Raw genomic sequence first — 13246 nt, 5'->3', positions numbered from 1 at the left:
AGACTGGGACTGCATTTCTATGCAGTGGGGCTTTGGCGGATTTTTTTGTTTTGTCGTAATAAAGAAAATGTGTATCATTTTGTGCATGAAATGATCAATTAAGTCTATATGTTTCTATAAAATTTTCAAATATAATAGGAATCATCCTGCATGGTTTTCGAATCTGTTTGTTTCAGTTTACGGTATTGCAGGGGTGACATACCTGTATTCTTTCGGAAAATCTGCGAAAAATACGACTGTGATGAAAAACCTGTGCTGGATGCAACTTCTGCAATCGAGCGACTGGAGCTGAGCAATAGTTCTTTGCTTGCAGCGAGTCTGGTTTCCATCAGGTAATTGATGGGGGATGTTCCAACATACTCCGTAAAAGAATGTGATAAATAAAATTTGTTGATATGGGTGATTTCAGCGAGCAGATCTAAAGTAATATTTTTTGCATAATTAGCATCAATATATTTTTTCGCAACAAAACATTCCTTTGATATTTGCAAAGTGGTATCAGATATGACAGAAAGATGCTGTTCGCGTGTAATATAAACAAGCAAAACCTGTAGGAGACCATGACAGATTGCTTCAAAACCTGGCTTTCTTGCATTAAATTCTTTTATCATAATCTGGGAAAAATTAATAAAGTGTGTTTTGGCGGAACCATAATTATAGTAGCTGTATCCTTTTGGGTTAGCAGCGTTTTGGGAATTAAAATAGAAAGCGAGCCCTTCTACACCAAATACAATATAGGTCATAGGATCGTTTGACATCGTTTTTTCCGTATGTTCAATATGTGGATTTATGATTATCAGATCGTCTGCACATACAGAAACCGTATCATTTTCAATGTAAAATACACCTTTTCCACTGATAACATAGAAAAGTTCAGAAAACTGATGGGTGTGAGGGTGGCTTTGCCAATCCCCTTCGTATTTAGAAATAGAAATATAACGAAGTTTAAAATCCGGATCGGGTACTCCTTTGTACTCAAAATTAATTAATTCATTACTCATTTGTATTATCTTCCTGTTGTATCAAATTTTATATCTTATAGATTAAAACCGCAATATTACTAAAATAATGTTGTGAAACTGATGAATAAAATAGCAATTAAATAGGGTTTCTTATTGCAAGTATACAGTAATTTATGATAAATGCAAATATTTTATTGAGTATAAAGCAAGATATATAAAAATTAGAGCAACATAAAAATTGATGCAGTTGATGCAGACAGATATACTTAAAAACATCAGGTGATGAGACAAGAAAGGAGAAGACAGGAATGACAAAACAAACAGGCAGACTGACATTGCCGACCGATGCAGACATTGTCGAGGAAACCATACGATTGAAAAATCTTCTTGGAGCAGATGCATTGCGTGACTGTGACGGAACGGAGATGCCGGATGCGTTATTGAATGAGCCGGTAAAGAAATATGCAACGTATTATACGACCAGAAAGGATAATGCCTGGGCCGAGCAAAATCCGGAAGAGATTCAACAGGAATACCTGATCAGCAATCGTGTAACTGCAAGAAGTGAAAAACTATGTATAAGATTGATGGAAGGATTTCATACACAGCAGTTAAAAGTCAATACGTTGGATGATCCCAAAAGATGGTGGGAAGTAATTGATCGCACAACGGGTGAAGTGGTTTCTGTCGATGACTGGGAATTTAAAAAAGAACGGGAAGAAGTTGAAATAAAAACCATTCCTTATCATGAATATACGGTAAGTTTTCTGGCGTTTTTAATATGGGATCCTGTACATATGTATAACTTTATTACAAATGATTGGAAAGATACACCACATCAACTGACATATGATGTGCGGCAGCCGAAAACCCAGAAGTACGTAAAAGAAAAATTAAAACGCTGGTGTGAAGAAAACCCGCAGATCGACGTGGTAAGATTTACGACTTTTTTTCACCAGTTTACACTTACCTTTGATGATAAAAAACGTGAAAAATTTGTAGAATGGTTTGGATATAGTGCAAGTGTAAGTCCATACATATTAGAGAAATTTGAAAAGTGGGCAGGGTATAAATTCAGACCGGAATTTATTGTGGATCAGGGATATCACAACAGCATGTTCCGTGTGCCAAGTCGTGAGTTTAAGGATTTTATTGAATTCCAGCAGCAGGAAGTTTGTGCGCTTGCCAAGGAACTTGTAGATATTGTTCATTCCTATGGAAAAGAAGCGATGATGTTTTTGGGAGATCATTGGATAGGGACGGAACCATACGGAAAATATTTTGCAGAAATTGGTCTGGATGCAGTAGTTGGTTCTGTTGGCAGTGGTGTGACACTCCGTATGATTTCAGATATAAAAGGGGTTAAATATACAGAAGGAAGGCTTTTGCCATATTTTTTCCCCGACGTGTTTGGAGAAGGCGGAGATCCCATAGGGGAGGCAAAGGACAACTGGATGAAAGCGAGAAGGGCAATTTTACGTTCTCCGCTTGACCGCATCGGATATGGCGGATATTTAAAATTGGCCAGTGAATGGCCGGGATTTATAGAAGAGATTCAAAGTGTTGTCGGGGAATTCAGACAGATACATGAAAATATGAACGGGACGAAATCTTATGTTGCACCATTTAAAGTAGCAGTTTTAAACTGTTGGGGAGGTTTGCGGAAATGGATGTCAAACCAGGTGCATCATGCAATATGGCACAGAGAAACTTATTCTGCAGAGGGAGTGCTGGAATGTCTGAGTGGAATGCCGTTTGATGTAGAATTTATCTCTTTTGATGATGTGAAAAAAGGAATCCCAAAAGATATCAGGGTGATCATCAATGTTGGAGATGCATATACGTCATTCAGTGGAGCTGAAAATTGGATTGATGAAGCAGTTGTAACAACGTTAAGACAGTTTGTGGATGAAGGTGGTGGATTTATCGGAGTAGGAGAACCGACAGCATATCAGCATCAGGGAAGATTTTTCCAGCTGGCGGATGTGCTTGGTGTAGATCGTGAGATGGGTTTTTCACTAAGTACAGATAAATATAACGAGAAAAATCCGCAGCATTTTATCTTGGAAGATATTGAAGGGGATATTGATTTCGGAGAAGGTACGACCCGCATTTATGCGCAGGGAGATCATTATCAGATTCTTGCAATGGATGGAGAATACAGCCAGCTGGTTGTTAATCAATACGGAAAAGGTCACGGTGTTTACTTTGCAGGACTGCCGTATTCCCCTCAGAACTGCCGTATTCTGCTTCGTGCAATCTATTATGCAGCGGGAATGGAACAGGAGATGAAACGATATTACGTAACAAATGTAGATACTGAGGTCACTGTTTTTCAGAAAACGCAAAAAATAGCTGTCATAAATAATTCAGGAAAAGAATGTCAGACAGATCTGTATATCAATGGCGATTTTATCGTAAGGTTGACACTAGAACCAGGAGAAATGCGGTGGTTGAATGAGACAATGTAACTATTGATAATTTATGAGTGGTATCATACCGTCATATTTTATAAAATAAAAAAATAATAATTTTTGCAGGGAGGTATTTTTTATGAAGAAAAAAGCATTGGGATTCATGTTGGCAGCAACTATGACAGTATCTGTGCTTGCCGGATGTGGTGGGAACCAAAATGAAGGAAACACGAACGAAAAAGAAAATGTTACGAACAGTAATGAGGATACGCAGAGTGTTTCCGCAGAAACAAATGAAAATGGAGATGAAACACTTACGGTATGGTGCTGGGATCCCACTTTTAATATTTATGCCATGGAACAGGCAGAAAAGATTTATCAGAAAGACCATCCAGATTTTAAACTGGATATTCAGGAAAATATTTATAATGATATTGAGACAAAGCTGATTACAGCTGCAACGTCAGGAGATTACAGTACTTTACCGGATATTTTTCTGATGCAGGACTATTCGTTCCATAAAAATATTGCCAATTTTCCTGGAATTTTTACAGAATTAACAGATTCCGGAATTGATTTTTCGCAGTTTACAGAGGGAAAACTTGCAGATTCCACGGCAGAGGGAAAAAATTATGGACTTCCTTTTGATAATGGTGCAACGATTATGGCAATTCGTTCGGATATGGTAGAGGCGGCAGGTCTTACGGTTGACGATTTTAAGGATACTACATGGTCACAGTTTGAGGAACTTGCAAAAAAAGTAGTAGAGGCGAATGGAGTGCCAATGATCGCTTCCTCCGGGGGATCCGAATTACTTATGGAAATGCTGCAGTCGGCAGGAGCCTCACCAATTGTTGACGGAAAGGTTCATATTGCAGACAATGAAGCGTTAAAAAAGACAATGGAAGTTTATAAAAAATTAGTTGATGAGGGTATTATTGCCGAGTATACGGACTGGGATCAGTATATTGCCTCTATGAATGACGGAAAAACAGCAGGAGTGATCAATGGATGCTGGATCATGTCATCCATTCAGGCGGCAGAGGATCAGTCAGGAAAATGGGCAATTGTAAACATGCCAAAACTGGATGGAGTTGATGGAGCCACAAATTATGCAAATTGTGGTGGTGCAAGCTGGGCAGTATCTTCTAACTGTAAGAATACAGAACTTGCATTTGATTTCTTAAAATCTACATTTGGAAGCAGTGTGGAATTATATGATGATCTGTTGCCGAATGCAGGTGCGATTGCAAGCTACATTCCGGCTGCACAGTCTGATGTATATAATCAGGCATCAGATTTTTATGGTGGACAGGCAGTATATAAAGATATCGTTGGATATGCAGGTTCGGTTCCAGCATTTGACTGTGGTGCATACTATTCGGACATAAGAAGTGCATTGACAGATGCAATCACAAATGTTGTTCAGAATAATGCTGATATTGACGGTGAAATGAATAATGCACAGGAAACATTAGAATTTAATATTGAAAATTAAATATGTAAAGTGGTTTGTACCGGGAACAAATTTTATGTTCCCGGTATTACATTAGGAGAAAATATATGGAGAAAAAAAGAAAATTAAGTCTGGAAAGAAAACATAACCTCACTGGTTGGGCGTTTTTGCTTCCGGCAGCTATATTGATTTTTGTATTTTGTTTTTATCCCATGATACAGGCGCTTATGCTGTCATTTAAGAATGGTATGGGAGATTCTGTAAGGTGGGTTGGCTTTGCAAACTATGTCAGGATACTGAAGGACAAAACATTTTTGCAGTGCCTTTTCAATACAGTATTTTATTTTATCATACAGGTTCCAGTCATGTTGATCATTGCCCTTGTTCTTGCTCAATTACTGAACAATCCGAATATAAAGGGAAAAGGAATCTATCGAACTATGATTTTCCTGCCATGTGCAACATCACTGGTATCGTATTCTATGATTTTTAAGTCACTGTTTGCGCAGGATGGTCTGGTCAATCACGTTATTTCTGCGATTGGACTTCCGACCGTAGACTGGTTTCAGAATGCATGGGCTGCAAGATTTGTAATTATAATCGCGTTGGTCTGGAGATGGACCGGTTACAATATGGTGTTTTATCTTGCAGGGCTGCAGAATATTGATTATTCCGTCTATGAGGCGAGTCGTATTGATGGGGCATCACCGTTTCAACAGTTTACAAAGATCACCATTCCACTGTTAAAGCCCACCATATTACTGACGGCTATTATGTCAACGTCTGGAACACTGCAGTTGTTTGACGAGTCTGTAAATTTAACGGCTGGTGGACCGGGAAAGTCAACAATGACATTGACGCATTATATTTATAACATTTCTTTTGTGGAGACACCAAAATTTAATTATGCGGCAGCACTTTCAGTGTTTATCCTTATTATAGTGGCAATTTTGTCTGCAATTCAAATGAAAGTAGGTGACAAACGTGAGTAAAGGAAAATTATGTATATCACATATTGTATTGATTTTTGCAAGTTTTTTGTCTGTATTTCCACTATATTACATGGTTTGTGGTGCAACCAATCAAAGTATTGATGTGGTCAGGGGAAAACTGCTTCCTGGAACATATTTAGTCGAAAATTTTAAGGCATTGATTGCCAATCAGAATCTGGGGCTGGCAATGATCAATTCATTTCGAAATGCGATTCTTATGACGATTATCACATTATTGGTCTGTTCAATTGCAGGTTATGGATTTGAAATTTATCATGATAAGGGAAAAGACATATTGATGAGTGTATTGTTGTTAGCTATGATGCTGCCATTTGTTGCAATCATGATCCCGCTTTTTAAAATGATCTCTTCCTGGAATCTGGTCAATAGCTGGATTGCATTTGTTTTGCCGTCTATTTCAACGCCATTTATGATTATGATGTTCCGTCAGGCGGCGCGGTCTTTCCCTCATGATATTATAGAGGCGGCTCGTCTGGAGGGGCTAAGTGAAATACAGATTTTTTTCCGGATGTTTGTGCCTGTTATGAAATCAACATATGGAGCTGCAATGACGGTTACTTTTATGAACGCATGGAATAGTTATCTGTGGCCAAAGATTGTCTTTCAAAATAATGATTCCATCACAATGCCAATGCTTGTGGCAAACTTAAAAAGCGGCTACAGTGTTGATTATGGGATGTTGATGCTCGGTGTACTGATCTGTACACTTCCGACGGCGATTATTTTCTTATGTCTGCAGAAAAGTTTTGCAAATGGAATTACGGGGGCTGTTAAATGATAGAAAAAAGATACTGCCTTACACCAGAAGAGTGGGCATATGCGAAAGCCGAACTTGTTCTTGCAGAAAAGCTGGGGTTGATTGAAAACGCCGGTATAGAGGCGTTGGAAAAAAGATGTGCAGAAAAAAATGAAGAGAATGCCAGGCTTGAAATGGAGAAAAAGGTATTTTACGGACCGCGCAGATATTCATTGCCGATGTATCTACAGTATGAATTGACGCGTTTCCGGTTGGATTTCGTACAGCCGACAGAAAATATTAGAAAATCAGGAATCAGTCCGGAGATTACAGAAAATCAGAAAAAAGCTTTCTATGAGCGGAATAAAGATTTATTTGGAAGATATTTTGGAGATCTTTTTTCTTATGAAGAGGTAGAGCAGATCATTGAAAAAAGATTGCGGGAGGAAGTGTATGACAGACTTGTGCAGGAAATATTATGTCGATTCGATAAACGGAAATGATACCAATGACGGTTTGAGTGAAAACAGTGCATTCGCAAGTCTTTTTGCCGTCAATAGGCTTGCACTAAAACCGGGGGATCACATATTGCTTGCGTGTGGAAGTGTTTTTGAAAAACAGTTTTTACAGATTCGTGACAGCGGAACAAAGCAGATGCCGATTGTAATTGGAAGTTATGGATGTGGTGAAGATCCTCTGATAAAGACAGACGGACAGGGAATCTGGTATCAGGATTATGGAAAAGAACTGGATTCGCCGACGCATGTTTACCATGGTTATGTTTCCTCGGCAGTACTTCTATTTGATGCCGAGTATATTATCATACAGGATATTGAGATTACAAACAGTGCGGATAAAGTGATCGGCGAAAATTATTCACAGGCAGATAAAATGGAGCGTACAGGTGTTGCAGTCGTTGCAAAAGAGAAAGGTTTAAGATGTGGAATCACACTTCGAAATCTTAAAATCCATGATGTTCATGGAAATGTTTATGACAAGCATATGAATAATGGCGGCATCTATATGACAGCATTACAGCCAGCGGAAGAAGCAATGACAGGAGTGGCAAGATTTTCAGATATCCTGGTGGAGGGATGCTATGTATATCGTGTGAGCCGTTGGGGGATCGCAGTCGGGTATAGTTATGCACATGAGAAATTTGCGGGTGCAGAACTGGATAAAAAAAGGTTTTTGAAATATGGTCATGAGAATATTGTGATACGGGATAATTATGTGAAAATGGCAGGTGGAGATGGAATAACGGTCATGTATGCACTGCGCCCGTTTGTGGAACATAATATGACCGATTCTGTGGCATGTGAGATCAATGACCGTATTTATTGCAATCCGGGCAACCGTGGTGGAAAGGTTGCTGCGGCAATCTGGCCATGGAAATGTAAAGATGCGTTGTTTCGTTATAATGAAGTGGCAGACACACGGCTGAATCAGGACGGGATGGCTTACGATGCAGATTCCGGGGATGGAACGGTGTATGAGTATAATTACAGCAGGCAAAATGAAGGCGGTTGTGTGATGTTTTGTATGCAGGAGGCCATTCATAACACATTTCGTAATAACGTCAGTTATGATGATTTAGGTGGAACCATCAGCCCGTCCGAAAACCCGGATGCACTGCTTACAGATAATATATTTTATGTTCGCAAGGGAGTTCCTTTTGTGAGAAAGAATATGGATGGTGGAAACTTTACGGAAGAAAATAATCAGATCATACAGTTATAAAATCCATACCATGGCAGATCATCACTCCATCACCTGATACGGAATTTTAGTCCCCATCCCCGAACTAAAATGCAATTCATAATCCTCCGTAATAAAAACGGCTTCTGTATTATCCAGACTTTCCACAAGCGCCATCCCGTCAGCTAAACCCAGTGCAAAACAGGTGGTGGAGAGTCCATCACCGTCCACGGATTCGTCCGTGATGATCGAAACACCCAGCAGTCCGTTATCATAGGGATATCCGGTAGCAGTATCTAAAATGTGATGATAGCGTTTGCCGTCCACCTCAAAATAGCGCTCATAAACACCGGAAGACACAACGGTCTGGTCGGTCACGGATACAGCGAGCATTGCAGCGCCCTCATCGTCAAACGGACGCTGGATGCCAATATTATAGGAAGAACCGTCCGGTTTTGCACCAAGACAGAGCACATTGCCGCCGAGGTTGATATAGCCGCAGGCGGCTCCTTTTTGATTCAGGTAATCTTTCATGCGGTCTGCAATATATCCTTTGGCAATTCCGCCGAGATCAATTTTAGCGGACGGATCTTTTAAGGTGACGGTATTGCCATCTACAACTACATTCTGATAGTCTACTGTCGTTAAAGCCTTTTTGATCTCATCATCAGATGGAATCATAGAGGCATCTGTTTTCTCTAATAAAGCCTTGGTAGAAACATCCCACAGATCCGATAATTTTCCAATCGTAATATCAAATTTTCCATTGCTCAGATCTCCGTAATAAAGACCTTTTTTGATCAGTTCTGCGGTCTCTTCATGCACGGTGACAGGTGCACCGCCTGCTGCATTGATTTTTGACACATCGCTGTCTGCGATCGTGTTGGAAAAATAATTTTCATAAGTGTCTGCCAGAGAAAAACAGTCATCGAGCAGGGTTTCGTCTTTTGTTCCATATAAGGTGACGGTAATGACGGTATTAAAATAAAAACCCGATTTGGAGATCGATTCGCCGGAGCCGGAAGTTTTGCCAAAATTGAGCCGGGATGGCAGATCACAGCCAGATAGCAGTAAAACGGGAACAGATAGCAGCATACATAAAAATAATCGATATTTTCGCTTCATAAAAATCTTATTTTTCAAGTTATTCTCCATTTCCAGTCAGTCTGCCGTGAGAATACACAGCAGATACGCTTTTGTTCGTTATCTGAAACATCATTTCATAAAATGGTGTCATTCGAACATCACTGTAGCATAAAAATGAATATGCTACAAGCATTCACTTTTTTTCTTTGATATTTTGCATCAGATATGATAGAGTATAATACAGTGCATATGTTCGAAAAAGAATAATCAGAAATAAAGGGGATTCAATGGGAAAATGGACCAGAAAAGTTTTCACTTTCATGAGAAAAAAAGAGTTGTTGTTAAGATCGGTTCTTCTTCATTAAATTATGAGGAGACCGGCAGTCTGAATTTTACAAAACTAGAGCACTTAGTGCGCGAGCTTTGTAACTTAAGAAACAGGGGGATGGATGTCTGCTTAGTCAGTTCCGGTGCGATCGCAGTTGGAAGACAGTCGCTTGGCATGACAGAGCGGCCACGGGAACTTTCTACAAAACAGGCATGTGCAGCAGTCGGACAGGCAAGACTGATGATGATCTACCAGAAGCTGTTTGCAGAATATAACCAGGTGGCAGGTCAGGTGCTTATGACCAAAAATACCATGGTCAACCCAGTTTCCAGAGAAAATGCCAAAAATACATTTGATGAATTGTTCCGTTTAGGTGCGATCCCGATTGTCAATGAAAATGACACGGTATCTACCTATGAGATGCAGTTTGGTGACAATGACACGCTTTCTGCGATCGTTGCTTCCCTGATTGGAGCAGATCTTTTGATTTTGTTATCCGATATTGACGGATTATTTACGGATGATCCGCATAAGAATCCGGATGCAAAATTGATCGAAGTGGTCGAAAAGATGGATTCAGACATTCTTGGAATGGCAAAGAGTACGACCGGAAGCGATGTCGGAACCGGCGGCATGGCGACCAAGCTGACCGCGGCAAAGATCGCGACACTTTCCGGGACAGATATGATCATTGCAAACGGAGCAGATGTCTGTGTACTGCATCATATTTTTGATGACAGCTTTAGGGGAACCATTTTTAAGGCACAGAAGAAAGAAACATTCCGTATTGAAGATTTCATATTAGAAACAATCGGATAGAAAAAGATTTGTGTGAATAATAAATTTTTCATGCGCAGGAATGGAGATTTTAATGAAACAGGAACAGATTGACAGAATCAACGCACTTTACCGCAAATCACAGGCAGAAGGGCTTACCGCAGCAGAAAAAGAAGAGCAGGCAATGTTGCGCAAAGCCTATGTTGCAGATGTAAAACGCAATCTCGTAGCACAGTTAAATAACATTGATATGCAAAATCCGGACGGTACGGTCACAAACCTTGGCGAAGAATATGGAAATAAGAAAAAGCTTTCCTGATAAAAAAGAAATCCGGAAAAAACATCTTGCCATCCGAAATGCAATGTCAGAACCGGAAAAAGAGGAAAAAAGCAGAAAAATCTGTGAAAAACTGATAAACTCGAACTGGTATACCATAACAGACTGGATCTTTGGCTATTATCCGCTTGGAAAAGAGGCAGACTGCCTGACGTTTCTCAGACAGGCATTACATGATGGAAAACATGTCGCGCTGCCACGGACAGGAACAGACTGTACCATGGAATTTTACGAGATCACATCTTTCGCACAGACATCGGAGGGTGCATTTCATGTCATGGAACCAACTGTGGAATGCCGCCGTATAAATCCCATGGATTTATACGACCAACAGGTTGCAGTCTTAGTTCCAGGAGTCGTCTTTACCCCCACTGGCAGCCGCTACGGCTACGGTAAGGGCTTTTACGACCGCTATTTTGCAAGATTTGCAAAGCTAAACCGCTATGCATTAGCTTACGAGAACCAGCTTGTATCGGAACTTGAAACACTTGACACAGATGTAAAAATGGATCGTATTTATACTGAAGAAAATGAATATAAGATAATTTGAGGCTACCCAAAGCGAAACGCTCCAAAAACCTTCGACTGTTGTGAACCGGGCACCTGTTTAAAAGAAGGTGCTGGGGAGCCGTCGGCACTTAGCGACCGTATTTTGGTCGCTTAGTACCGCTACGAGCGACACGCAGCGAGAGCGTGCCTTCGTTAAACAGGTGCCCGGTTCACGACAACCACAGCCTATCGCAGAGTTTCGCCCCAGGTATCGCCATAATATATACAATCATTGCAGAGTTTCGCCAAATCGCCGCAACACCATATAAACATTTCACAGAAAGGAAAGGTATCATCATGGAACTAGAACAAATATGCCAGGGAGCCAAAGCTGCATCCCGCACCCTTGCCACGTTAGGCACCAATGAGAAAAATCAGGCTCTTATCGCAGTGGCAGATGCACTTATTGCTGCATCTGCTGATATCATTGCCGCAAATGAAAAAGACCTTGAAAATGGCAGGAATAATCATATGCCGGAGGGACTCTTAGACCGTCTGATGCTAAATGAAGCGAGAATAGCACAGATTGCGGAAGGTCTGCAGCAGGTAGCAGCTTTAGATGATCCGATCGGGGAAGTCCTTTCCATGAAAAAACGTCCGAACGGTCTGATGATCGGAAAAAAACGTGTACCGCTTGGTGTGGTCGGCATGATCTATGAGGCAAGGCCGAATGTGACCGTTGATGCCTTCGGGCTTTGTTTTAAGACCGGGAATGCTGTGATCTTAAAGGGGGGAAGTGATGCGATCTATTCGAATATCGCGATTGTTTCGGTTATCCAGAAGACATTAGAGCAGCTTGGTATTCCAAAAGAAGCAGCATCTCTGATCGAAGATACGTCAAGGGATACTGCGACAGCATTCATGAAAATGAACCAGTATGTCGACGTTCTGATTCCACGTGGTGGAGCAGGACTGATCCGTGCAGTTGTGAATCAGGCAACGATACCTGTGATCGAGACAGGAACCGGAAACTGTCATATTTTTGTGGATGAGTCTGCTGATTTTGACATGGCGGTAAATATCATTCTGAATGCCAAAACCCAGAGGATCGGTGTCTGTAATGCCTGCGAGTCGCTTGTCATTCATGAAAAGATCGTGGATGCGTTTATGCCGAAACTGACAGAGGCACTTCAGAAAAAAAACGTGGAGGTGCATGCAGATGAGAAAAGTTTTGCGGCAGCAGAAGCCGACGCTGCATTGAATAAAGAACTGATCAAACCGGCGGTGGAAGAAGACTGGGGCAGGGAATATTTAGATTATACGATCTCTGCAAAGACGGTAACTTCCGTGGATGAGGCAATCGCCCATATTAACCGCTATAATACAGGACATTCCGAGGCAATCATTACGGAAAATTATACCAATGCACAGAAGTTTTTAGATGAAGTGGATGCTGCCTGTGTCTATGTCAATGCATCCACACGGTTTTCGGATGGTTTTGAGTTTGGTTTTGGCGCGGAGATCGGTATCAGCACGCAGAAACTTCATGCAAGAGGTCCGATGGGCTTAGAAGCATTAACCAGCACAAAATATATCATTTATGGAAATGGTCAGGTAAGACCATAAGAAAAAGCAATAGAAATAGTGAGGATTTAACAGTTTTATGAGTCAGAAAGTTACAACGGGAGTGCGCCCGACATTGCGCATCGCAGATAAAAACCAGATTCCGGCAACGGAACCGGAACGTCAGTATTACTTTATGGATATTGCAAAAGAGTATTTAAGACAGCTTTCCGAGGAAAAAGGAAGTCCGCTGACTTTTCATGTATCCACATTCGGATGTCCTATTGTATGAGTAAAACAGATGTTGTAATCTCTTAGAAAAATGAAGGGATTTTTGTAAAAAAGAATTTTGAAAATTTGCAAAATTGTATGTTGAAACATTCATAT

At 40.6% G+C, this 13246-nt stretch carries 12 protein-coding genes and 1 pseudogene; 11 read left to right on the top strand and 2 right to left on the bottom strand.

What is annotated here, in order from left to right:
- Positions 1–125: 125 nt before the first annotated feature.
- The gene (locus tag DXA60_RS01615; RefSeq protein ID WP_006858760.1) at positions 126–1001 is read right to left on the bottom strand and encodes a helix-turn-helix domain-containing protein; all 876 of its coding nucleotides are present in this window, start codon (positions 999–1001) and stop codon (positions 126–128) included.
- Positions 1002–1270: 269 nt separating this feature from the next.
- Here DXA60_RS01615 and gnpA point away from each other — a divergent pair, with 269 nt between their 5' ends.
- From gnpA to DXA60_RS01585, 6 genes are all read left to right on the top strand, one after another.
- Positions 1271–3433, top strand: coding sequence for a 1,3-beta-galactosyl-N-acetylhexosamine phosphorylase (gnpA, locus tag DXA60_RS01610; RefSeq protein ID WP_006858761.1), 2163 nt, complete (start codon positions 1271–1273; stop codon positions 3431–3433).
- 82 nt (positions 3434–3515) lie between these two features.
- The gene (locus tag DXA60_RS01605) at positions 3516–4874 is read left to right on the top strand and encodes an ABC transporter substrate-binding protein (RefSeq protein WP_015560606.1); all 1359 of its coding nucleotides are present in this window, start codon (positions 3516–3518) and stop codon (positions 4872–4874) included.
- A 65-nt stretch (positions 4875–4939) separates the two neighbouring features.
- Positions 4940–5824 (top strand): carbohydrate ABC transporter permease, encoded by an 885-nt coding sequence (locus DXA60_RS01600; protein ID WP_006858763.1) that lies wholly within the window; start codon positions 4940–4942, stop codon positions 5822–5824.
- A gap of 70 nt (positions 5825–5894) precedes the next feature.
- Positions 5895–6623, top strand: coding sequence for a carbohydrate ABC transporter permease (locus DXA60_RS01595; protein ID WP_006858775.1), 729 nt, complete (start codon positions 5895–5897; stop codon positions 6621–6623).
- Positions 6620–7084 carry a hypothetical protein gene (locus DXA60_RS01590; protein WP_015520677.1) on the top strand — a complete coding sequence of 155 codons (465 nt, stop codon included), beginning with the start codon at positions 6620–6622 and terminating at the stop codon, positions 7082–7084. Before DXA60_RS01595 ends, DXA60_RS01590 begins: the two co-directional genes overlap by 4 nt.
- Entirely contained in the window at positions 7035–8321 is a 1287-nt protein-coding gene (locus DXA60_RS01585) for a hypothetical protein (RefSeq protein ID WP_022112722.1), read from the top strand. The genes DXA60_RS01590 and DXA60_RS01585 overlap by 50 nt, the downstream gene beginning before the upstream one ends.
- 21 nt (positions 8322–8342) lie before the next feature.
- Here DXA60_RS01585 and DXA60_RS01580 read toward each other — a convergent pair whose 3' ends face one another.
- Positions 8343–9404 carry an FAD:protein FMN transferase gene (locus DXA60_RS01580; protein ID WP_117919036.1) on the bottom strand — a complete coding sequence of 354 codons (1062 nt, stop codon included), beginning with the start codon at positions 9402–9404 and terminating at the stop codon, positions 8343–8345.
- A gap of 256 nt (positions 9405–9660) precedes the next feature.
- Here DXA60_RS01580 and proB point away from each other — a divergent pair, with 256 nt between their 5' ends.
- The 5 genes and pseudogenes from proB to DXA60_RS01555 all read left to right on the top strand — a co-directional run.
- Positions 9661–10512, top strand: a complete 852-nt coding sequence (gene proB, locus DXA60_RS01575) for a glutamate 5-kinase (RefSeq protein ID WP_117918915.1) — start codon at positions 9661–9663, stop codon at positions 10510–10512.
- 52 nt (positions 10513–10564) lie between these two features.
- Complete coding sequence (locus DXA60_RS01570) at positions 10565–10789, top strand: DUF896 domain-containing protein (RefSeq protein ID WP_186898724.1); 225 nt, start codon at positions 10565–10567, stop codon at positions 10787–10789.
- Positions 10764–11357 (top strand): 5-formyltetrahydrofolate cyclo-ligase, encoded by a 594-nt coding sequence (locus DXA60_RS01565; RefSeq protein ID WP_117918911.1) that lies wholly within the window; start codon positions 10764–10766, stop codon positions 11355–11357. The genes DXA60_RS01570 and DXA60_RS01565 overlap by 26 nt, the downstream gene beginning before the upstream one ends.
- Before the next feature lie 296 nt (positions 11358–11653).
- Positions 11654–12922 (top strand): glutamate-5-semialdehyde dehydrogenase, encoded by a 1269-nt coding sequence (locus DXA60_RS01560; protein ID WP_117918909.1) that lies wholly within the window; start codon positions 11654–11656, stop codon positions 12920–12922.
- Between the two features lie 37 nt (positions 12923–12959).
- Positions 12960–13139: pseudogene (locus DXA60_RS01555) on the top strand (tRNA (N6-isopentenyl adenosine(37)-C2)-methylthiotransferase MiaB); the annotation flags it as partial.
- Positions 13140–13246: the final 107 nt, after the last annotated feature.

The organism is Roseburia sp. OF03-24 (genome assembly GCF_003463035.1).
In the GTDB taxonomy this organism is placed as follows: Bacteria; Bacillota; Clostridia; order Lachnospirales; family Lachnospiraceae; genus Roseburia; species Roseburia rectibacter.
This window is presented reverse-complemented; position numbering and strand designations above follow the sequence as displayed.